Source organism: Pseudomonas sp. HMSC066A08 (genome assembly GCF_001813025.1).
GTDB lineage: Bacteria > Pseudomonadota > Gammaproteobacteria > Pseudomonadales > Pseudomonadaceae > Pseudomonas > Pseudomonas aeruginosa.
Genome location: NZ_KV811305.1, coordinates 227,167 through 246,237, shown reverse-complemented (window position 1 = coordinate 246,237; position 19,071 = coordinate 227,167). Strand labels below are relative to the sequence as shown.

Annotated in this window: 21 protein-coding genes; 2 read left to right on the top strand and 19 right to left on the bottom strand. The window is 65.4% G+C overall.

Annotation, left to right across the window (positions count from 1 at the left end):
• Positions 1-8: 8 nt before the first annotated feature.
• From mltG to HMPREF2886_RS17340, 9 genes are all read right to left on the bottom strand, one after another.
• Positions 9-1,058, bottom strand: coding sequence for an endolytic transglycosylase MltG (gene mltG, locus HMPREF2886_RS17380; RefSeq protein ID WP_033970442.1), 1,050 nt, complete (start codon positions 1,056-1,058; stop codon positions 9-11).
• Between the two features lie 5 nt (positions 1,059-1,063).
• A complete protein-coding gene (gene pabC / locus HMPREF2886_RS17375; RefSeq protein WP_070747926.1) occupies positions 1,064-1,879 on the bottom strand; it encodes an aminodeoxychorismate lyase in 816 nt (271 codons plus the stop codon).
• Positions 1,879-3,123 (bottom strand): beta-ketoacyl-ACP synthase II, encoded by a 1,245-nt coding sequence (gene fabF / locus HMPREF2886_RS17370; RefSeq protein ID WP_070747924.1) that lies wholly within the window; start codon positions 3,121-3,123, stop codon positions 1,879-1,881. The genes pabC and fabF overlap by 1 nt, the downstream gene beginning before the upstream one ends.
• A gap of 128 nt (positions 3,124-3,251) precedes the next feature.
• The gene (gene acpP / locus HMPREF2886_RS17365; protein ID WP_003091135.1) at positions 3,252-3,488 is read right to left on the bottom strand and encodes an acyl carrier protein; all 237 of its coding nucleotides are present in this window, start codon (positions 3,486-3,488) and stop codon (positions 3,252-3,254) included.
• 195 nt (positions 3,489-3,683) lie between these two features.
• Positions 3,684-4,427: a 3-oxoacyl-ACP reductase FabG gene (gene fabG / locus HMPREF2886_RS17360; RefSeq protein ID WP_003091137.1), complete on the bottom strand. Its 744-nt coding sequence runs from the start codon at positions 4,425-4,427 to the stop codon at positions 3,684-3,686.
• A 22-nt stretch (positions 4,428-4,449) separates the two neighbouring features.
• On the bottom strand, positions 4,450-5,388 hold the full coding sequence (fabD, locus tag HMPREF2886_RS17355) for an ACP S-malonyltransferase (RefSeq protein ID WP_058017670.1): 939 nt from the start codon (positions 5,386-5,388) through the stop codon (positions 4,450-4,452).
• Positions 5,389-5,493: 105 nt separating this feature from the next.
• A complete protein-coding gene (plsX, locus tag HMPREF2886_RS17350; RefSeq protein WP_071546725.1) occupies positions 5,494-6,504 on the bottom strand; it encodes a phosphate acyltransferase PlsX in 1,011 nt (336 codons plus the stop codon).
• A 3-nt stretch (positions 6,505-6,507) separates the two neighbouring features.
• The gene (gene rpmF / locus HMPREF2886_RS17345) at positions 6,508-6,690 is read right to left on the bottom strand and encodes a 50S ribosomal protein L32 (protein ID WP_003091143.1); all 183 of its coding nucleotides are present in this window, start codon (positions 6,688-6,690) and stop codon (positions 6,508-6,510) included.
• Positions 6,691-6,703: 13 nt separating this feature from the next.
• Entirely contained in the window at positions 6,704-7,240 is a 537-nt protein-coding gene (locus HMPREF2886_RS17340; RefSeq protein WP_003091144.1) for a YceD family protein, read from the bottom strand.
• A 109-nt stretch (positions 7,241-7,349) separates the two neighbouring features.
• Between HMPREF2886_RS17340 and HMPREF2886_RS17335 the strand changes: the two genes are divergently transcribed.
• Positions 7,350-7,928: a Maf family protein gene (locus tag HMPREF2886_RS17335; RefSeq protein ID WP_058173607.1), complete on the top strand. Its 579-nt coding sequence runs from the start codon at positions 7,350-7,352 to the stop codon at positions 7,926-7,928.
• A gap of 73 nt (positions 7,929-8,001) precedes the next feature.
• On the opposite strand, the gene sppA is transcribed toward HMPREF2886_RS17335, so the two are convergent.
• The 3 genes from sppA to rluC are packed head-to-tail and all read right to left on the bottom strand — an operon-like array spanning position 8,002 to position 10,616.
• Positions 8,002-8,982 (bottom strand): signal peptide peptidase SppA, encoded by a 981-nt coding sequence (gene sppA / locus HMPREF2886_RS17330; protein WP_003091146.1) that lies wholly within the window; start codon positions 8,980-8,982, stop codon positions 8,002-8,004.
• Positions 8,975-9,667, bottom strand: a complete 693-nt coding sequence (locus HMPREF2886_RS17325) for an HAD-IA family hydrolase (RefSeq protein WP_033970435.1) — start codon at positions 9,665-9,667, stop codon at positions 8,975-8,977. The genes sppA and HMPREF2886_RS17325 overlap by 8 nt, the downstream gene beginning before the upstream one ends.
• On the bottom strand, positions 9,660-10,616 hold the full coding sequence (gene rluC, locus HMPREF2886_RS17320; protein WP_033975969.1) for a 23S rRNA pseudouridine(955/2504/2580) synthase RluC: 957 nt from the start codon (positions 10,614-10,616) through the stop codon (positions 9,660-9,662). Before rluC ends, HMPREF2886_RS17325 begins: the two co-directional genes overlap by 8 nt.
• Positions 10,617-11,192: 576 nt before the next feature.
• On the opposite strand from rluC, the gene rne reads away from it, so the two are divergent.
• Positions 11,193-14,366, top strand: a complete 3,174-nt coding sequence (rne, locus tag HMPREF2886_RS17315; protein WP_033975968.1) for a ribonuclease E — start codon at positions 11,193-11,195, stop codon at positions 14,364-14,366.
• 142 nt (positions 14,367-14,508) lie between these two features.
• Here rne and murB read toward each other — a convergent pair whose 3' ends face one another.
• Genes murB through HMPREF2886_RS17280 form a run of 7 tightly spaced genes read right to left on the bottom strand, consistent with a single transcriptional unit; the run spans position 14,509 to position 19,046 of the window.
• Positions 14,509-15,528 carry a UDP-N-acetylmuramate dehydrogenase gene (gene murB, locus HMPREF2886_RS17310; protein WP_042168960.1) on the bottom strand — a complete coding sequence of 340 codons (1,020 nt, stop codon included), beginning with the start codon at positions 15,526-15,528 and terminating at the stop codon, positions 14,509-14,511.
• Positions 15,525-15,989 (bottom strand): low molecular weight protein-tyrosine-phosphatase, encoded by a 465-nt coding sequence (locus tag HMPREF2886_RS17305; protein ID WP_070747922.1) that lies wholly within the window; start codon positions 15,987-15,989, stop codon positions 15,525-15,527. The genes murB and HMPREF2886_RS17305 overlap by 4 nt, the downstream gene beginning before the upstream one ends.
• A complete protein-coding gene (gene kdsB / locus HMPREF2886_RS17300; RefSeq protein ID WP_033968892.1) occupies positions 15,989-16,753 on the bottom strand; it encodes a 3-deoxy-manno-octulosonate cytidylyltransferase in 765 nt (254 codons plus the stop codon). The genes HMPREF2886_RS17305 and kdsB overlap by 1 nt, the downstream gene beginning before the upstream one ends.
• Positions 16,753-16,938 (bottom strand): Trm112 family protein, encoded by a 186-nt coding sequence (locus HMPREF2886_RS17295; protein ID WP_003091157.1) that lies wholly within the window; start codon positions 16,936-16,938, stop codon positions 16,753-16,755. The genes kdsB and HMPREF2886_RS17295 overlap by 1 nt, the downstream gene beginning before the upstream one ends.
• Before the next feature lie 37 nt (positions 16,939-16,975).
• Positions 16,976-17,974 (bottom strand): tetraacyldisaccharide 4'-kinase, encoded by a 999-nt coding sequence (gene lpxK, locus HMPREF2886_RS17290; RefSeq protein WP_003091159.1) that lies wholly within the window; start codon positions 17,972-17,974, stop codon positions 16,976-16,978.
• On the bottom strand, positions 17,974-18,414 hold the full coding sequence (locus HMPREF2886_RS17285) for an ExbD/TolR family protein (protein ID WP_003091161.1): 441 nt from the start codon (positions 18,412-18,414) through the stop codon (positions 17,974-17,976). The genes lpxK and HMPREF2886_RS17285 overlap by 1 nt, the downstream gene beginning before the upstream one ends.
• Positions 18,411-19,046, bottom strand: a complete 636-nt coding sequence (locus tag HMPREF2886_RS17280; RefSeq protein WP_003091163.1) for a MotA/TolQ/ExbB proton channel family protein — start codon at positions 19,044-19,046, stop codon at positions 18,411-18,413. The genes HMPREF2886_RS17285 and HMPREF2886_RS17280 overlap by 4 nt, the downstream gene beginning before the upstream one ends.
• Positions 19,047-19,071: the final 25 nt, after the last annotated feature.

Below are 19,071 nucleotides of genomic sequence, written 5' to 3'. Positions count from 1 at the left end.
TGCGCCGCTCATTGTGGCGGCGTGGTAATGGGCGCGGGGCTGGAGCGATAGTCCGAGCGACGCTTCAACTGGTACTCGCGGACCGCCTTGTTGTGTTCGTCCAGGCTGCTGGAGAACACATGGCTGCCATCGCCGCGCGCCACGAAATACAGGGTCTCGCCCTCGGCCGGATGCAGCGCGGCGCGAATCGCCTCGCGCCCGGCCAGGGCGATCGGGGTCGGCGGCATGCCCGGCACCACATAGGTATTGTAAGGGGTCGGTTCGCGCAGGTCGGCGCGGGTGATCTTGCCGTTGTAGCGCTCGCCCATGCCATAGATCACCGTCGGATCGGTCTGCAACAGCATGCCGCGCTGCAGGCGGCGGACGAAGACGCCGGCGATCTGCGAACGCTCTTCCGGCACGCCGGTTTCCTTTTCCACCAGCGAGGCCATGATCAGCGCCTGGTAGGCGTCGCGATAAGGCAGGTCCTGGCTGCGGCCATCCCATTCCTTGGCGAGGATGCTCTGCATGCGCTGGTAGGCCTTGCGCAGTATGTCGATGTCGCGCATGCCACGGGTGTAGCGGTAGGTATCGGGGAAGAAGCGCCCTTCGGCCACTTCGTCGGGCTTGCCGAGGCGTTGCATGATCTCGCCGTCGCTCAGGCCGGCCAGGGTCTGCTCCAGCTTGCCCTGCCTGGCGAGCGCTTCGCGCACCTGGCGGAAACTCCAGCCCTCGACCAGGGTCAGGCTGTACTGCACCACCTCGCCTTCACGCCAGAGTTCCAGCAGGTCGGCGCCCTTCATCCCCGGCAAGAGGCGGTATTCGCCGCTGTGCAGGGCCTGGCCCGGCAGGTTGAAACGCCAGTAGAGGCGCAGCCAGAACGCGCCATGGAGCACCTCTTCCTGCTCCAGACGCGCGAGCATGCCGCCCGGCGTGGAGCCCGAGGAAACGTCCAGCAGGCGCTCCTCGGTCAATTGCAGGGGCTGCTCCAGCGCCCGCTGCTGCTGCCATGCAGCCAGGCCGACGCAGAGGCCAACGAACAACAGGCCACTCTCCAGCAGCACCAGCAGTTTGCGCATCAAAGTCAGAAATCCAGGTCGTCGCGAAGTTGGTCTTGCAGTTTACGGGTCAGCTCGCCGACCGGCCAGACGTGCTCGTCCAATGCCCGGACCGGCCAGATGCCGAACTGGCTGTTGCACAGAAAGACCTCGTCGGCCGTCGCCAGTTCAGCCATGGAAACATCCCGTATCGCCAGCGGGACGCCGATTCCTTCGGCGCGTTCGAGCAATTCCGCGCGCATCACTCCCGCGACGCCGCAGCGCCGCAGGTCAGGCGCCACGAGGGTGCCGTCGAGAACCAGCAGCAGGTTGCTGAACACGCCCTCCACTACCCGCTCGTGCACGTCCAGCATGAGCCCTTCGGCATGCCCGGCGTCGCTCCACTCGGCACGGGCGAGGACCTGCTCCAGGCGATTGAGGTGCTTGAGGCCGGCCAGCAGGGGCTGCTCGGCCAGGCGCGTATGGCAGGCGAACAGGCGCACGCCTTGCTGCCAGTGGCGCTCGGGATAGGCCGGACGCGGCGATCCGGAGAGGATTCGCCGCGGCGAGGCCTCGGCAGGCGGCGCGTAGCCACGCAAACCCTCGCCGCGGGTGACGATCAGCTTGGCGACACCGTCGCCCAGCGCCGCGCAGAACGCCAGCAACTCCTGGCGCAACGCCGCGGCGTCGAGAGGGATCGCCAGGCGCCGACACCCCTCTTCCAGGCGCGCCAGGTGGCGTTCCAGGAGACGCGGCGTGCCGGCGCGCACCGCCAGGGTCTCGAACAGCCCGTCGCCATAGGCCAGTCCGCGATCGCGCACGGACAGCTCGGCGGCGGGCCGGCCGTCGACCCAGTCCAGCATCAGTCGGCGAACCTGCGGAACACCAGGGTGCCGTTGGTCCCGCCGAAACCGAACGAGTTCGACAGGGCCACGTCGATCTTGCGCGGCTTGGCTTCGTGGGCCACCAGGTCGAGGTCGCAACCTTCGTCCGGGTTATCCAGGTTGATGGTCGGCGGGGCGACCTGATCGCGCAGGGCCAGCACGCTGAAGATCGCCTCCACCGCACCGGCGGCCCCCAACAGGTGGCCGGTCATCGACTTGGTCGAGCTCATCGACAGCGCATGGGCATGCTCGCCGAACACGCTCTTCACCGCGGCGATCTCGGCGATGTCGCCGGCCGGGGTGGAGGTGCCATGGGCGTTGATGTAATCGACCTGGCGAGGTTCCAGGCCGGCATCGCGCAGAGCGTTCTTCATGCAGCGGGCGGCACCGGCACCGTCTTCCGGCGGCGCGGTCATGTGGAAGGCGTCGCCGCTCATGCCGAAGCCAACCAGCTCGGCATAGATCCGCGCGCCGCGGGCACGGGCGTGCTCCAGTTCTTCGAGCACCAGGGCGCCGGAACCGTCGGACAGGACGAAGCCGTCGCGATCCCGGTCCCACGGACGGCTGGCACGGGTCGGCTCGTCGTTGCGAGTGGAGAGCGCGCGAGCCGCGCCGAAACCGCCCAGGCCGAGACCGCAGGCAGCCATTTCGGAACCGCCGGCGACCATCACGTCGGCTTCGCCATAGGCGATGTTGCGAGCAGCCATGCCGATGCTGTGGGTACCGGTGGTGCAGGCGGTGGTGAGGGCGTAGTTGGGCCCCTGCAGACCCAGGTGGATCGACAGGAAGCCGGAAACCATGTTGATGATCGAACCGGGCACGAAGAACGGCGAGATGCGCCGCGGCCCCTGCTCGAACAGGGATCGGCAGTTGTTCTCGATATTGGTCAGGCCGCCGATACCGGAACCCATGGATACGCCGATACGCTCACGATTGGCGTCGGTGACCTCCAGGCCGGAATCGCGAACGGCCTGGAAGCTGGCAGCGAGACCGTACTGGATGAACAGGTCGAGCTTGCGGGCTTCCTTGGCGGACAGGTATTCCTCGACATTGAAACCCTTGACCGAACCACCGAAGCGGGTGGAATAGGCGGACAGGTCCATATGCTCGATCGGGGCGATACCGCTGCGACCGGCGAGGATACCTTCCCAACTGCTCGGGACATCCAGGCCCAGCGGCGACAGCATGCCCATGCCAGTAATGACGACGCGTCTACGCGACACTACGACTTCCTCTTTCTCATTTCACGGGGTTGCGCCGAAAGACTACCAGAGTAGGTAAGGCGCTAAAGAAAAGCCGCACGCCCTTACAGGCTGTGCGGCTTTTCCACGTCGGAAAATCCGACGACTACTTATTGCTGGTGAGCAACGATGTAGTCGATGGCTTCCTGAACGGTGGTGATCTTTTCAGCTTTCTCGTCAGGGATTTCGGTCTCGAATTCCTCTTCCAGAGCCATCACCAGCTCGACGGTGTCAAGGGAGTCGGCGCCCAGGTCTTCGACGAAGGAAGCGCTGTTGGTGACTTCTTCTTCCTTCACGCCGAGTTGTTCAGCGACGATCTTCTTAACGCGTTCTTCGATGGTGCTCATACCTTGTTTTCACTCCTATGGAAAATCCGAGCAGCTGGGCTGCGGGTAAGTGTATAGAAAGGGTTTTCTGCTTTTCAAGCTGAACGCCTCACCTTCCCACGGCCACTTCGATAATTCTATCTAATAACCCGGCTGCAATTCCGCAACGAATTCTAGACAGCGCTTATGACAGACCCGAGAAAGGTAACGTCACATTCAGCTCATGTACATCCCACCATTGACCGGCACGGTGGCCCCGGTCACATAGGCTGCGCCGTCCGAAGCGAGGAAGCCGACCACCTTGGCGATCTCTTCCGCCTGCCCCAGGCGACCCAGCGGAATCTGGCCCAGCAGCGCTTCGCGCTGGGCTTCCGGCAGCTCGCGGGTCATGTCGGTGTCGATGAAGCCCGGTGCCACCGCATTCACGGTAATGGCACGCGAACCGACTTCCCGGGCCAGCGCACGGGTGAAGCCCTCCAGGCCGGCCTTCGCCGCGGCATAGTTGGTTTGCCCGGCATTGCCCATGGCGCCGACCACGGAACCGATGTTGATGATGCGCCCCCAGCGGGCCTTGGTCATACCGCGCAGAACGGCTTTCGACAGACGGTAGAGACTGTTCAGGTTGGTGTTGACCACATCGAACCACTCGTCGTCTTTCATGCGCACCAGCAGATTATCGCGGGTGATGCCGGCGTTATTGACCACGATCAGCGGTTGGCCGAGATGCTGCTGGATGTGCTCCAGGGTCGCGGCTACGGATTCGTCGCTGGAAACGTCCAGGACCAGGCCCGCACCCTCGACGCCATTGGCCTTGAGGGTTTCGGCGATCTTCTCGGCGCCGGACGCGCTGGTCGCGGTGCCGATGACCACGGCACCCAGGCGCCCCAGTTCCAGCGCAATCGCCTGGCCGATGCCACGGCTGGCGCCGGTTACCAATGCGACCTTACCTTGCAGACTCATGGGATTCTCTCCTTTCTCTCTCTCAGGCCAGGGCGGCGCGCGTGGCGGCGAACGCCTCGACGCCATCCAGACCATGGGTATTGATGCCCTTCGCACAGCGCCTGTTGAGGCCTGCCAGGACCTTGCCCGGCCCGCACTCGACCAGCTCGGTGACACCCTTTTCCGCCAGCAGCTGGACGCTCTCCACCCAGCGAACCGGGCTGTACAGCTGCGCCAGCAGGTCGCGGCGCAGCGTATCGAGATCAGCCGGCACGGCGGCGCTGACGTTCTGCACCAGCGCAATCTTCGGCGCCTGCCACTGCAGGCTTTCGACCGAGGCGGCGAACTGCTCGGCGGCCGGACGCATCAGTTCGCAATGCGACGGCACGCTGACCGGCAGCGCCACCGCGCGCTTGGCGCCGCGTGCCTTGCATGCCTCGATGGCACGCTCAACGGCAGCCGCGGCACCGGCGATCACTACCTGCCCCGGCGCGTTGAAGTTGACCGCGCTGACCACCTCGCCCTGGGCCGCCTCGGCACAGGCCGCCAATACATCGGCGTCTTCCAGGCCAAGGATCGCGGCCATGCCGCCCTGCCCCGCCGGAACCGCCTGCTGCATCAGTTGGCCCCTACGCTCGACCAGCTTGACCGCATCGGCGAACGCCAGGCTTTCCGCCGCGACCAATGCGGAATATTCGCCCAGGCTGTGCCCGGCGACGAACGCCGGGCGCGCCCCGCCCTCGGCCAGCCAGAGGCGCCAGAGCGCGATCGAAACCGTGAGGATGGCCGGCTGGGTCTTGTCGGTCTGGTTCAGGCGCTCTTCAGGTCCATTCTGGACCAGCGCCCAAAGGTCGTAACCGAGCGCCTCGGAGGCCTCGGCGAAGGTATCGCGCACCAGCGCCTGCTGGGCGCCCAACTCGGCCAGCATGCCGAGGGATTGCGAACCCTGGCCGGGGAAGACGAATGCGAGGGATGCAGACATTGAATAGGTCCCTTGTGGTCTTTTGCTCGTCGGAGATAACGCGCCAGCCGCGACTGGCGCAGGAAACTGAGTGTTGGATGGCTGCCTGGACCGCCCGGTCACACATTAGAGCAGCAGATGCTCCAGACGGCCATGCAATCGTTGCGGCAGGTTTTCCCGGACTTCCAGTGCCGCGCGACGCAAGGCGCTCTGGAAACCCTCCTCGGCGGCAGACCCATGGCTTTTCACCACTATCCCCTGCAATCCGAGGAAACTGGCGCCGTTATAACGTGCCGGAGCGATGTCGCCGCGCAGCCGGCGCAGCAGCGGCAACGCCAGCGCACCGACCAGCTTCGCCGCCAGTCCATCGCGGAAGCGCTGTTCGATCCGCGCCGACACCATGGCCGCCAGGCCTTCGCTGGCCTTCAGCAGGATGTTGCCGACGAAACCGTCGCAGACCACCACGTCGGCCTCGCCGCGATACAGGCCATCGCCTTCTATATATCCGCTGAAATTCAACCCCTGGGCCTTCTGCAACAGGCTCGCCGCCAGCTTGACCTGCTGGTTGCCCTTGATCTCCTCGACTCCCACGTTGAGCAGGGCGACCCGGGGCGAGACGCAGCCCAACGCCTCTGCCGCCACCGCGCCCATCACCGCGAACTGGTAGAGATGCTCGGCACTGCAATCCACGTTGGCGCCGAGGTCGAGCAGATGACAATGCCCCTTCTCGGTCGGAACCGCCGTCACCATCGCAGGGCGGTCGATACCGGGCAGGGTCTTCAGCAGGTGCCGGGACAGCGCCATCAACGCCCCGGTATTGCCGGCACTGACGCACGCGTGCGCCCGGCCGTCGCGGACCAGCTCCAGCGCCACGCGCATGGAAGCGTCCGGCTTGCCACGCAAGGCCTGGGAGGGACGTTCGTCAGAACCTATCACTTCGCTGGCCGCATGCACGCGCAGGCGCTGCCGGTCGAGCGACGGATAGCGGGAAAGGAGTTCTTCGAGGAGGGCAGGCTGACCGACGAGGATCAGTTGCGAAGAGGAATTCTCGGCCAGGAAGGCAATAGAGGCCGGAACAACGCAGTGGGGACCGAAGTCCCCACCCATTGCATCAATCGCGATGATTGGTGCGGACAAGGATTACTCGTCGGAACCCTTGTCTACTACCTTACGGCCGCGATAGAAGCCGTCCGGGGATACGTGGTGGCGCAGGTGGACTTCACCGGTGCTCTTTTCCACGGACAGAGCATTGGACTCGAGCGCATCGTGGGAACGACGCATGTCACGAGCGGAACGAGACTTTTTGTTCTGCTGAACAGCCATGATTGATTAACTCCTAAACGTTTGGGTCACGCTTCAACTGTGCCAGTACGCTGAACGGATTAGGACGCTTGTCCTCGACTTCGCTCGACTCCGGCTCGTCTTCGACGACGAATCCAGCCGGGTGCTGACATACTTCGGGGTCATGGGCCGGAACGATGGGTAAGGCGAGCAACAGCTCGTCCTCGACCAGCGCCAGCAGGTCCAGGGGTTCCTCCCCCACTTCCAGCGCATCGTACCCCTTCGGCAGACCGTCGGCGGACTGACCTTCCCGAAGAATGGCGTAGGTATATTCGCCATGCACGGGAATGGCCGCCGCATCCAGGCAGCGTTGGCATACCATGCTCACCTCGGTATCGAGCTGCATATGCATGACCGCCAGCTTCTGGTGGTCGCGCTCGAAGGAAACCTTCACGCGCACCTCACCGGCATCGCTGGTCAGTTGCTCGCATACACGCGGCATATCGGCGAGCGCGTACACACCCTCGAGGGTGGCGCCGCGGTCGACCAACTTGCGCGGATCGATATGAGGTGGAATCGGCCCATTCAACATAAGCGCGCCATTATAGGGACGCCCCCGCGCCTGTCAAAGGAAATTAGCCATAAACCGCTGTAAGGACGAGTCTTTTCGTTAAAATCGGCCGCTCGCCATGGAGAACCTCATGCCCGACCTGATCCTCGCCTCCAGCTCCCCCTACCGACGCGAACTCCTGACCCGCCTGCGCCTTCCCTTCGAAAGCGCCAGCCCCGATATCGACGAAAGCCATCGCCCCGGGGAAAATGCCGAGGAACTGGTGCGCCGCCTTTCCGCCAGCAAGGCCGAAGCGCTGGCCGGACGCTATCCGCAACACCTGGTGATCGGCTCCGACCAGGTCGCCGTGCTCGACGGCGACATCCTCGGCAAGCCGCATACCCCCGAACGCGCCATCCAGCAGCTACGGAACGCCAGCGGCAAGAGCGTAACCTTCCTCACCGGACTGGCCCTTCTCAACAGCGCCAGCCGGCGCATCCAGGTGGCGTGCGTGCCGTTCACCGTGCACTTCCGCCACCTCGACGAGAGCCGCATCCGCCGCTACGTCGAAGCGGAACGCCCGCTGGACTGCGCCGGCAGCTTCAAGGCAGAAGGCCTGGGCGTCAGCCTGTTCCGCGCCACCGAAGGAGAGGACGCCACCAGCCTGGTGGGACTACCCCTGATCCGCCTGGTCGACATGCTCCTCGAGGAAGGCGTCGAAATCCCCTGAGCCGGCATTCCCATATGAAAGAAGCCCGGCTTCGGCCGGGCTTCTTTATATAAGGAAGGGAAACGCTCTGCTCTCAGCGCAATACCGGGCCCTGCCAACCCATCCACAGCGCGAGGCGCTCCGCCACACTGGCACCGAACTTCTTGGCGAAGCGATCGAACGGCGACTCCTGCACGGTGTAGTCCTCGATCTTCTTCTCCTTCACCACTTCGCGCGCCACATAGCTGGCATTGCCCAGGCCGTCGATCAAACCCAACTGCAATGCCTGCTCGCCGGACCAGACCAGACCCGAGAACAGCTCCGGGTGCCCCTCGACCTTGAGCCGGTCGCCGCGCCCTTTTTTCACGCTGTCGATGAACTGCTTGTGGGTAGTATCCAGCACCTGCTGCCAGAACTGAGTCTCCTCGGGCTTTTGCGGCTGGAAAGGATCGAGGAACGACTTGTGCTCGCCGGAGGTATAGACGCGCCGCTCGACACCGAGCTTCTCCATGGTGCCGACGAAACCGAAGCTGGCCGCCGTCACGCCGATGGAGCCGACCAGGCTGGCCTTGTCGGCGTAGATCTGGTCGGCGGCGCTGGCGATGTAGTAGGCGCCGGAGGCACCCAGGTCGCTGATCACCGCATAGACCTTGACGTTCGGGTGCTCGCCGCGCAGGCGACGAATCTCGTCATAGATATAGCCCGACTGCACCGGACTGCCGCCCGGACTGTTGATCCGCAGGACGATCCCCTTGGTACCCTCGTCCTTGAACGCCGCGCGCAGGGCCGTGACGATATTGTCGGCACTGGCCGGCTCATCGTCGGCGATCATGCCCTTCACCTCGATCAATGCCGTGTGGCTACCGCTGCGCGAGGCCGACTTCTCCAGGCTGCCGAACGGACTGAAGGCCAGCAGCACGACAAAGAGATAGATGAAGGTCAGCGACTTGAAAAATATCCCCCAGCGCCGCGCCCGCCGCTGCTCCTGGACCCCGGCGAGGACCGCCTTTTCCAGCAGCTTCCAGCTCTTGTCGTCATTCGCCTTCGGCGTTTCCGACTTCCACTCGTCAGACATGCTCAACCACTCCTGAAACCGCCTCACGTCGAGCACCGCCCAACCAGGCGCGCAACTCGGTGAAATGCTCAACTTCCAGCCGCGGCGCATAAGGCCGCAACTGCTCCAGCGATTGGGCGCCATAGGCCACCGCAACCGAATCCATCCCCGCCCGTCGCGCCATTTCCAGGTCGAACGGCGAATCACCGATCATCAGCGCCCGCCCCGGCTCGACCCGGCAGTGCGCCAGGATCTCGTGGAGCATCAACGGGTCCGGCTTGCTGGCCGTTTCGTCGGCGCAGCGGGTGATATCGAAGAAATCGCTCCAGCCATGCCCCGCCAGCACCCGGTCCAGGCCGCGCCGACTCTTGCCGGTGGCGACCGCCAGGCGGAACCCGGCCTCGCGAAAATGCATCATGGCTTCGGCCACGCCGGGGAACAACCGCGACGGCTGCGCCTCCTGCGCCAGGTAATGCTCGCTGTAGGCGCGCCGGAAACGCTCGACCAGGGCAGGATCGCCAACCTCCGGATAGAGCGAAGCGATCGCCTCGGGCAAGCCGAGGCCGATGATGCCCTTGATCCGGGTATCGTCCCGCTCCGGCAGAGCGGTTTCCCGCGCCGCCGCCTTCATCGAATCGACGATGCGCGCGATCGAGTCGACCAGGGTGCCGTCCCAATCGAATACCAGCAACGCGTAGTCAGTCATTCAAACGCTCCAGCGAACGCTGCCACATCTCGTCCACCGACGCCTCCAGCTCCAGCACCTGCCCGTCGGGCAGCGGCACGCGCAACTGCGCGGCATGCAGGAACAGGCGCTTGCCGCCCAGCTCGCGGATCTCGCGGGAGAAATCCTCGTCGCCATACTTCGGGTCACCGGCGATGGCATGCCCGGCATGCTTGGCATGCACGCGGATCTGGTGGGTCCGCCCGGTGATCGGGCGCGCTTCCACCAGGGTGGCGAAATCGCCGAAGCGACGCAGCACCCGGAACTCGGTCAGCGCGTCCTTGCCCTCGACGTTCACCTCCACCATCCGCTCGCCCGAACGCAGGTTGTTCTTCAGCAGCGGCGCGCGCACGTTCTTCTTGCCAGCCGGCCAGTGGCCACGGACCAGGGCGTGATAGCGCTTGTCGACGATCTTCTCGCCCCGCAGGGCCTCATGCAGGTGACGCAACATGCTGCGCTTCTTGGCGATCATCAGCAGACCGGAGGTATCGCGATCGAGACGATGCACCAATTCGATATCCTTGGCATCGGGGCGCAACTGGCGAAACACCTCGATGACCCCGGCGCTCACGCCACTGCCGCCATGCACGGCGATCCCGGCGGGCTTGTTGAGCACGATCAGCGCCTTGTCCTCGTAGACGATCGCCGCCTCCATCCGCTCCAGCAGCCCCTGCGCCAGGGGCGCAGGCTCATCGCGCTCGGCCAGGCGCAGCGGTGGCACGCGCACCTGGTCTCCGGCCTGGAGCCGATAGTCGGGCTTGATCCGCCCCTTGTTCACGCGCACTTCGCCCTTACGCAGGATGCGATAGATCAGGGTCTTGGGCGCACCCTTGAGACGGGCGATAAGGAAATTGTCGATACGTTGACCAGCCAGTTCCGGCGGCACATCGAGCAGCTGGACACCGGTGGTCGGAGAGGCGGGAGTAGTCATCCGTACATCATAACAATTTTTCATTCAATTGAAGCACTTAATCATTGCTGCTATAGTCGGGAAGCCGCCATAAGCGGCCTGGCCTGCGGATGATTGCCAACCTGCATTTCCCCCTCGCCTGCAAACACTTTGAACGGACGTCAGGCCGTCCTACAGAGGCGTTTCAGCGGAAATACGAAAATTTCCAACCCGCTAACGACTCGAAACCAAAGCCTTGAAACATGAGCCGCGACCACTTCGGTGAGCGCGAGATGCCAACCCGCTCCGGATACTGCGAGCGGCGCCCGATTCTTAAGGAACATGTGTAGGGTGGAGATGTACGGCTGTTGGACTGCGTAGCTTCTAGCTTGATCCAGACGCATTTTTCGTCCGCCTCCGACAGCCGATTCCTCCTCCTGACTCAAGTGCTTCTGAAACACAGGAAGCAGGAGACGTAGTCGCGGACCGGCACCCAGTGCCGAGCGCCGCTGGACACGGGAATGGCCCGCCATTCCTGAATACGCGCCCGAGCACCGACCGTGAGAGTCGTGTGTGCCGATCGCCGTTTCCGGTAGCCCCGGAAACCATTGGTACTACATGAAAAGAATGCTGATCAACGCGACTCAACCCGAGGAGTTGCGTGTTGCACTGGTCGACGGCCAACGCCTGTTCGACCTCGACATCGAGTCGGGCGCCCGCGAGCAGAAGAAGGCCAACATCTACAAAGGCCGCATCACTCGCGTCGAACCCAGCCTCGAAGCCGCCTTCGTCGACTTCGGCGCCGAACGCCACGGCTTCCTCCCCCTCAAAGAAATCTCCCGCGAATACTTCAAGAAATCCCCCGAAGGCCGGATCAACATCAAGGAAGTCCTGAGCGAAGGCCAGGAAGTCATCGTCCAGGTCGAGAAGGAAGAGCGCGGCAACAAGGGCGCCGCCCTGACCACCTTCATCAGCCTGGCCGGCCGTTACCTGGTGCTGATGCCGAACAACCCGCGCGCCGGTGGCATTTCCCGCCGCATCGAAGGCGAAGAGCGCAACGAGCTGCGCGAGGCCCTGAACGGCCTCAACGCACCGGCCGACATGGGCCTGATCGTGCGCACCGCCGGCCTCGGCCGCAGCACCGAGGAACTGCAGTGGGACCTCGACTACCTGCTGCAACTGTGGAGCGCGATCAAGGAAGCTTCCGGCGAACGTGGCGCACCCTTCCTGATCTACCAGGAAAGCAACGTCATCATCCGCGCCATCCGCGACTACCTGCGCCAGGACATCGGCGAAGTGCTGATCGACAGCATCGACGCCCAGGAAGAAGCCCTGAACTTCATCCGCCAGGTGATGCCGCAGTACGCCAGCAAGGTGAAGCTGTACCAGGACAGCGTTCCGCTGTTCAATCGCTTCCAGATCGAGAGCCAGATCGAGACCGCCTTCCAGCGCGAAGTGAAGCTGCCGTCCGGCGGCTCCATCGTCATCGACCCGACCGAGGCCCTGGTTTCCATCGACATCAACTCGGCGCGCGCCACCAAGGGCGGCGACATCGAGGAAACCGCCCTGCAGACCAACCTGGAAGCGGCCGAGGAAATCGCCCGCCAGCTACGCCTGCGTGATATCGGCGGCCTGATCGTCATCGACTTCATCGACATGACCCCGGCGAAGAACCAGCGCGCCGTGGAAGAGCGTGTCCGCGAAGCCCTCGAGGCCGACCGCGCGCGCGTCCAGGTCGGTCGCATCTCGCGCTTCGGCCTGCTGGAAATGTCCCGCCAGCGCCTGCGTCCGTCCCTCGGCGAGACCAGCGGCATCGTCTGCCCGCGCTGCAACGGCCAGGGCATCATCCGCGACGTCGAGTCGCTGTCGCTGGCCATCCTGCGCCTGATCGAGGAAGAAGCCCTGAAGGACCGCACCGCGGAAGTCCGCGCCCGCGTGCCCTTCCAGGTCGCCGCCTTCCTGCTCAACGAGAAGCGCAACGCCATCACCAAGATCGAACTGCGTACCCGCGCGCGCATCTTCATCCTGCCGGACGATCATCTGGAAACCCCGCATTTCGAAGTCCAGCGTCTGCGCGATGACAGCCCCGAACTGGTTGCCGGCCAGACCAGCTACGAAATGGCCGCCGTCGAGCACGAAGAAGCCCAGCCGGTCAGTTCGACCCGCACCCTGGTCCGCCAGGAAGCAGCAGTCAAGACCGTCGCTCCCCAGCAGCCCGCACCGCAACACACCGAAGCACCGGTCGAGCCGGCCAAGCCGATGCCCGAGCCGAGCCTGTTCCAGGGCCTGGTGAAGTCCCTGGTCGGCCTGTTCGCAGGCAAGGATCAACCTGCCGCCAAGCCTGCTGAAACCAGCAAGCCGGCTGCCGAGCGCCAAACCCGCCAGGACGAGCGTCGCAACGGCCGCCAGCAGAACCGCCGCCGCGATGGCCGCGATGGCAATCGCCGCGACGAAGAGCGCAAGCCCCGCGAGGAACGCGCAGAGCGTCAACCGCGCGAAGAGCGCGCCGAACGCCCGAACCGCGAAGAGCGCAGCGAACGCCGCCGCGAAGAGCGCGCCGAGCGCCCGGCTCGAGAGGAGCGCCAGCCGCGCGAAGGCCGTGAAGAGCGCGCCGAGCGGACGCCCCGCGAAGAACGCCAGCCGCGCGAAGGCCGCGAAGGTCGCGAGGAACGCAGCGAACGCCGCCGCGAAGAGCGCGCCGAACGCCCGGCTCGCGAAGAGCGCCAACCCCGCGAAGGCCGTGAAGAACGCGCCGAGCGCCCGGCCCGCGAAGAGCGCCAGCCGCGCGAGGATCGCCAGGCTCGCGACGCCGCGGCCCTGGAAGCCGAGGCGCTGCCGAACGACGAGAGCCTGGAGCAGGACGAGCAGGACGATACCGATGGCGAGCGCCCGCGCCGCCGCTCCCGCGGCCAGCGTCGTCGCAGCAACCGCCGCGAACGCCAGCGCGAGGTCAGCGGTGAGCTGGAAGGCAGCGAGGCGACCGACAACGCCGCCGCGCCGCTGAACACCGTCGCAGCCGCCGCCGCTGCCGGTATCGCTGTCGCCAGCGAAGCCGTAGAAGCAAACGTGGAGCAAGCCCCGGCCACTACCAGCGAGGCTGCCAGCGAAACCACGGCAAGCGATGAAACCGACGCACCGACCAGCGAAGCCGTCGAAACCCAGGGCGCGGACACCGAGGCCAATGCCGGCGAAACCGCCGACATCGAAGCGCCGGTGACCGTCAGCGTGGTCCGGGACGAAGCCGACCAGAGCACTCTGCTGGTCGCGCAAGCCACTGAAGAAGCTCCCTTCGCCAGCGAAAGCGTGGAAAGCCGCGAAGACGCCGAGAGCGCCGTGCAACCGGCAACGGAAGCGGCCGAAGAAGTTGCCGCCCCGGTGACCGTCGAAGCAGCAGCCCCTAGCGAGCCCGCAGCCACCGAGGAGCCGACCCCGGCCATCGCGGCGGTGCCGGCCAACGCGACCGGCCGCGCCCTCAACGACCCAAGGGAAAAACGTCGCCTGCAACGCGAAGCCGAGCGTCTGGCACGCGAAGCCGCAGCAGCAGCCGAAGCGGCAGCTCAGGCCGCTCCCGCTGCCGAGGAGATCCCGGCTGTAGCGAGCGAGGAAGCGTCGACCCAGGAGGAACCTGCCGCACCCCAGGTTGAAGAAACCGCCCAGGCCGACGCTCCGTCCCAGGCGGACGAAGCCCAGGAAGCGGTACAGGCCGAGCCTGAAGCTTCCGGCGAAGATGCCGCCGACACGGAGCACGCGAAAAAGACCGAGGAAAGCGAAACCTCGCGCCCGCATGCCTGAGTGACAGGCTGAAAAAAGGGGATGCCATGGCATCCCCTTTTTTTTGCGCGCCATTCCGCGCCCGTCATGACCAGAGCCGCCGAACACGCACAATGAAAAAGGGATGCCGCCGGCATCCCTTTTTCATTCTCCAGCCGCACCCTCAGTAGAGATTGGGCTCAGGCTCCAATTCGACACCGAAACGCCGACGGACGTCCTCCTGGATACGCTCCGCCAATGCCTGGACCTGAGCACCGGTGGCGCCGCCATGGTTGACCAGGACCAGCGCCTGCTGCGCGTGCACCCCCACCGGGCCATCGCGGAAACCCTTCCAGCCGCCCTTATCGATCAGCCAGCCTGCAGCCAGCTTCAGCCGACCGTCCGCCTGCGGATAGCCGACCAGATCCGGGAAGGCCTGACGCAAGCGTTCGGCCTGCGCCGCATCCACCAGCGGGTTCTTGAAGAAGCTGCCGGCATTGCCCAACACGGCGGGGTCGGGCAGCTTCTCCCGGCGAATGGCGCAGATTACCCGGCTTACGTCCCTGGCCGTCGGACTGGCGATGCCCTCCTCCTCCAGGCGCTGGCGTACCGGCCCGTAGTCCAGGTGCAGCCTCTCCCGCCGCGTCAGGCGCAGGCGCACGCGGAGGATCAGCCAGCGATCCGGCTCCTGCTTGAACAAGCTGTCGCGGTAGCCGAAACGGCAGGCCTGGCGATCGAACTCACGCAGGGTTCCACCCTGGCGATCCAGCGCCGTCAGGCTGTCGAAGACATCCTTCAGCTCCACGCCATAGGCACCGATGTTCTGCATCGGCGCCGCACCCACGGTGCCGGGAATCAGGCTGAGATTTTCCAGACCGGCCAGGCCCTGTTCCAGGCTCCATTGCACGAATGGGTCCCAGGCCTCGCCCGCCTCCGCCTCGACCAGCACCGAATCCGCGGCATCGGAAACAATTCGCCGCCCCTGGCTGGCCATGCGCAATACCAGCGCCTCGACGTCACGGGTCAGCAGCAGGTTGCTACCACCACCGATCACCAGCAGCGGCAATCCACGCGCCCGAGCCAGGGCCAGGGCTTCGCGCACATCGGCCTCGTCCCGGGCGTGAGCCAGCAGGCGGGCGCGCACGTCGATGCGGAAGGTGTTATAGGGCTTCAGCGAGCAATGCTCTTGCAGTTCCAGGCTCACAGTCGCCCCTTGGCTTCGATCAACAGACGGTCGCAGGCATGTTCGATCAGGTCGAGGACCTGCTCGAAGCCTTCTTCGCCGCCATAGTAGGGATCGGGTACTTCGTCCCGCTCGGATCCGTAGCGACGCAGGAACAGATCCAGTTCGGCGGCACCGCGCCCGGCACGCAGGATCTCGAGGTCGGCCAGGTTGGACAGGTCCATGGCCAGGATCAGGTCATGGCAGGAGAAATCCTCGATGCCGACCTGGCGTCCACGCAGTGCCGACAGATCGTAGCCGCGCCTTTGCGCGGTCAGGCGGGTGCGCTGGTCAGGTGCCTTGCCGACATGCCAGCCGGCGGTGCCGGCGGAATCGACATGGATACGGGAGGCCAGACCGGCCTCCTCGACCTTGCGCCGGAACACGCCTTCGGCGGTGGGCGACCGGCAGATGTTGCCCAGGCAGACGAACAGGACGCGCATCAGCCCCCCAGCACGCGGCGAACGCGTTCGAGGTCTTCCACCGTATCCACGCCCGGAAGCATGGTTTCGCGGGCATCGGCCACATGGATTCGCACCCCGTGCCAGAGCGCGCGCAACTGCTCGAGGCTCTCGGCGTTCTCCAGCCAGCACGGTCCCCAGGCGACGAAATCGGCAAGGAACCCCACGCGGTAGGCATAGATGCCGATATGGCGACGATAGGGCACGCCCTCCGGCAGGCTGTCGCGATCGCGGGCGAAGGCGTCGCGAGCCCAGGGCAAGGGCGCACGACTGAAAGTCAGGGCCAGGCCGTCGATGTCGGTGGCGACCTTGACCACGTTCGGATTGAACAGCGCGGAGACCTCATGGATCGGCTCGGCCAGGGTAGCGATGGCAGCTTCCGGGTGCGCCGCCAGGTTGGCCGCCACCTGGTCGATGAGCGCCGGAGGGATCAGCGGCTCGTCGCCCTGGACGTTGACCACGATGGCATCGCTGGCCAGGCCAAGCCGGGAAGCGACTTCCTCCAGGCGATCGGTGCCGGAGTTGTGCTCGGCACGTGTCAGCAGCGCCTCGGCGCCGAACCCCTGGCACGCCGCCAGGATGCGTTCGTCGTCGGTGGCGACGACCACGCGGCTGGCGGCGCTCTTGCGGGCCTGGTTCCAGACGCGCTGGATCATTGGCTGGCCGGCGATATCCTGCAATGGCTTGCCGGGCAGACGAGTGGAGGCGTAGCGGGCGGGAATGACGACAGTGAACGCCTGGGTCATTACTTGTCCAGCCGCTCGTCCACGTTCAGGGAGCGAGCCTCGCTCTCCAGCATCACCGGGATGCCGTCGCGGATCGGATAGGCCAGGCCGGCCTGCTTGCTGATCAGTTCGGTCTTGTCTTCGCTGAGCACCAGCGGGCCCTTGGTCAACGGGCAGGCAAGGATATCGAGGAGTTTCGGGTCCATGGCGGAGTCCTTCATACAATGGCGGCATGGCCGCCGGTCAGCGCGCCAGGAGATGCTCGAGTCGGGCGTCGAACCAGGCGACGAATGCTGGGGAAGGCACCGCATCGACCGCCAGGTACCACCAGTCGGCCGCTGCGAAAGCCCGGCATTTAACGGCATCCTTCTCGGTCATCAGCAGCGGCAGTGGCGGGCTGAACGCCAGTTCGGCCGCCGTGTAGGTCGCGTGATCCGGGAAGGCATGCGGAATCGCCCGCCAGTGTAGCGCCTCGAGCGTCCTGAAGAAACGCTGCGGATTGCCGATCCCGGCCAGGGCATGGACCTCCTGGCCCGCGGGAAAATGCTCCAGCGGTCGGCGCTCGCCGCTCTGCAGGTTGATCAGCGCGGTAGGCTGCAAGCGGAATGCGTAACCGCCGTCGGGATCCTCGTCGGCGCCGTTGTAAAGCAGCGCGTCGACGCTTTCCAGACGCTCCGCCGGTTCGCGCAACGGACCGGCCGGCAGGCAACGACCATTGCCGAGACCGCGCGCGGCATCGATCAGCACCAGCTCCAGATCGCGCGCCAGGCGATAGTGCTGCAAGCCATCGTCGCAGAGGACCAGGTCCAACTGCTCTTCGGCGAGCAGCGCCTGCAGGGCGCGCGGACGATCCGGGTCGATCATCAGCGGCACGCCGCTGCGCCGGACGATCATCAGCGGTTCGTCGCCGGCCTCCGCGGCGTCCTGCTCGGCCCGCACCCGCCACGGCGTGGTGGGCGGCCGGGCACCATAGCCGCGGCTGATCACGCCAACCCGCAAGCCACGAGCCCTGCAGTGCTCGATCATCCAGAGGATCATCGGCGTCTTGCCGGTTCCGCCGACGGTGATGTTGCCTACCACCAGCACCGGCAGCGGTGCCCGGTAGGCGGGCTTGCGCCCGGACAGGAAGTCCGCCCGGCGGCCGTTCGCCACCCGGCGATAGAGAGCCTCCAGCGGACGCAGCAGCGCCAGCGCCGGATGCCCCTGGTACCAGGCGGCGAGCAGTCGCTCGGAGAACGACATCAGGGCTTGGCCGCCGTGTTCTCGACCGTGGTGATGCGCAGGTGGACGAAGCCCAGCTTACCCGCTGCGTCCATCGCCGTGACCACCGACTGGTGGGTGGACTTGGCATCGGCGCTGATCACCACCGGCAGGTTGTTGTCGCCCGCCGATTCACGCTGCATCGCCGCCATCAGGGTGGCCAGGTCGCTCTTGGCCAGCGCCTGCCCGTTCAGGGCGTAGTGCCCCTCGGCATCCACCGAGAGTTCCAGTTGCTTCTGCTCGGTGCCGGCGGTTTCGCCGCTCTCCGCCGATGGCAGCTCGATGTTGAGCTGCTCGGGGCGGGTGAAGGTGGTACTGACCACGAAGAACAGCAGCAGGACGAAGATCACGTCGATCAGCGACGCCAGGTTGATGAAGACGTCTTCACGGGCGGCACCCGCCCGTCTGCGGCGGAATTTCACGCTTTGCCTTCCTCGACGTAGTCGACTTCACGATCGCCCTGCACCACTTCCACCAGCTTGATGGCCTCCTGCTCCATGGCGATCACCAGTTCGTCGACCCGCCGCAGCAGGTAGCGATGGAAGAACACCGCCGGAATCGCCACCAGCAGGCCGGCGGCGGTGGTGATCAATGCCTTGGAGATGCCCGCGGCGAGCATCGGCGAGTTGGCCATGCCGTTGTCCATGAAGGCGCCGAAGATCTGGATCATGCCGAACACCGTACCCAGCAGGCCCAGCAGCGGCGCCATCGCGGCGATGGTGCCGAGGGCGTTGAGGTAGCGCTCCAGCTCGTGGATGACACCGGAAGCAGCCTCCTCGATGCACTCCTTCATGATCTCGCGACCGTGCTTGGAGTTGGCCAGGCCGGCGGCGAGGATCTCTCCCAGCGGCGAGTTGGCGCGCAGGTCCTTGAGCTTCTGGGCGCTCAGTTGCTTGCCCTTGATCTGCTTCCACACCTGGCCGAGCAGCTCGGGCGGCGCGACGCGGCTCTTGCGCAGCGTCCACAGGCGCTCCGCGACGATGGCGGTGGCGGCGATCGAACTCAGAATGATCGGCAGCATCATCCAGCCGCCGGCTTGAACCAGTTCCCACACAGTGGCATATCCCCGAAAAAAAAGT

Bases quoted from the DNA above. Each gene is read 5' to 3' on its own strand.
- mltG (WP_033970442.1), bottom strand. From the start codon at position 1,058: ATGCGCAAACTGCTGGTGCTGCTGGAGAGTGGCCTGTTGTTCGTTGGC.
- pabC (WP_070747926.1), bottom strand. From the start codon at position 1,879: ATGCTGGACTGGGTCGACGGCCGGCCCGCCGCCGAGCTGTCCGTGCGC.
- acpP (WP_003091135.1), bottom strand. From the start codon at position 3,488: ATGAGCACCATCGAAGAACGCGTTAAGAAGATCGTCGCTGAACAACTC.
- fabG (WP_003091137.1), bottom strand. From the start codon at position 4,427: ATGAGTCTGCAAGGTAAGGTCGCATTGGTAACCGGCGCCAGCCGTGGC.
- fabD (WP_058017670.1), bottom strand. From the start codon at position 5,388: ATGTCTGCATCCCTCGCATTCGTCTTCCCCGGCCAGGGTTCGCAATCC.
- rpmF (WP_003091143.1), bottom strand. From the start codon at position 6,690: ATGGCTGTTCAGCAGAACAAAAAGTCTCGTTCCGCTCGTGACATGCGT.
- HMPREF2886_RS17340 (WP_003091144.1), bottom strand. From the start codon at position 7,240: ATGTTGAATGGGCCGATTCCACCTCATATCGATCCGCGCAAGTTGGTC.
- HMPREF2886_RS17335 (WP_058173607.1), top strand. From the start codon at position 7,350: ATGCCCGACCTGATCCTCGCCTCCAGCTCCCCCTACCGACGCGAACTC.
- sppA (WP_003091146.1), bottom strand. From the start codon at position 8,982: ATGTCTGACGAGTGGAAGTCGGAAACGCCGAAGGCGAATGACGACAAG.
- HMPREF2886_RS17325 (WP_033970435.1), bottom strand. From the start codon at position 9,667: ATGACTGACTACGCGTTGCTGGTATTCGATTGGGACGGCACCCTGGTC.
- rluC (WP_033975969.1), bottom strand. From the start codon at position 10,616: ATGACTACTCCCGCCTCTCCGACCACCGGTGTCCAGCTGCTCGATGTG.
- rne (WP_033975968.1), top strand. From the start codon at position 11,193: ATGAAAAGAATGCTGATCAACGCGACTCAACCCGAGGAGTTGCGTGTT.
- HMPREF2886_RS17305 (WP_070747922.1), bottom strand. From the start codon at position 15,989: ATGCGCGTCCTGTTCGTCTGCCTGGGCAACATCTGCCGGTCGCCCACC.
- kdsB (WP_033968892.1), bottom strand. From the start codon at position 16,753: ATGACCCAGGCGTTCACTGTCGTCATTCCCGCCCGCTACGCCTCCACT.
- HMPREF2886_RS17295 (WP_003091157.1), bottom strand. From the start codon at position 16,938: ATGGACCCGAAACTCCTCGATATCCTTGCCTGCCCGTTGACCAAGGGC.
- lpxK (WP_003091159.1), bottom strand. From the start codon at position 17,974: ATGTCGTTCTCCGAGCGACTGCTCGCCGCCTGGTACCAGGGGCATCCG.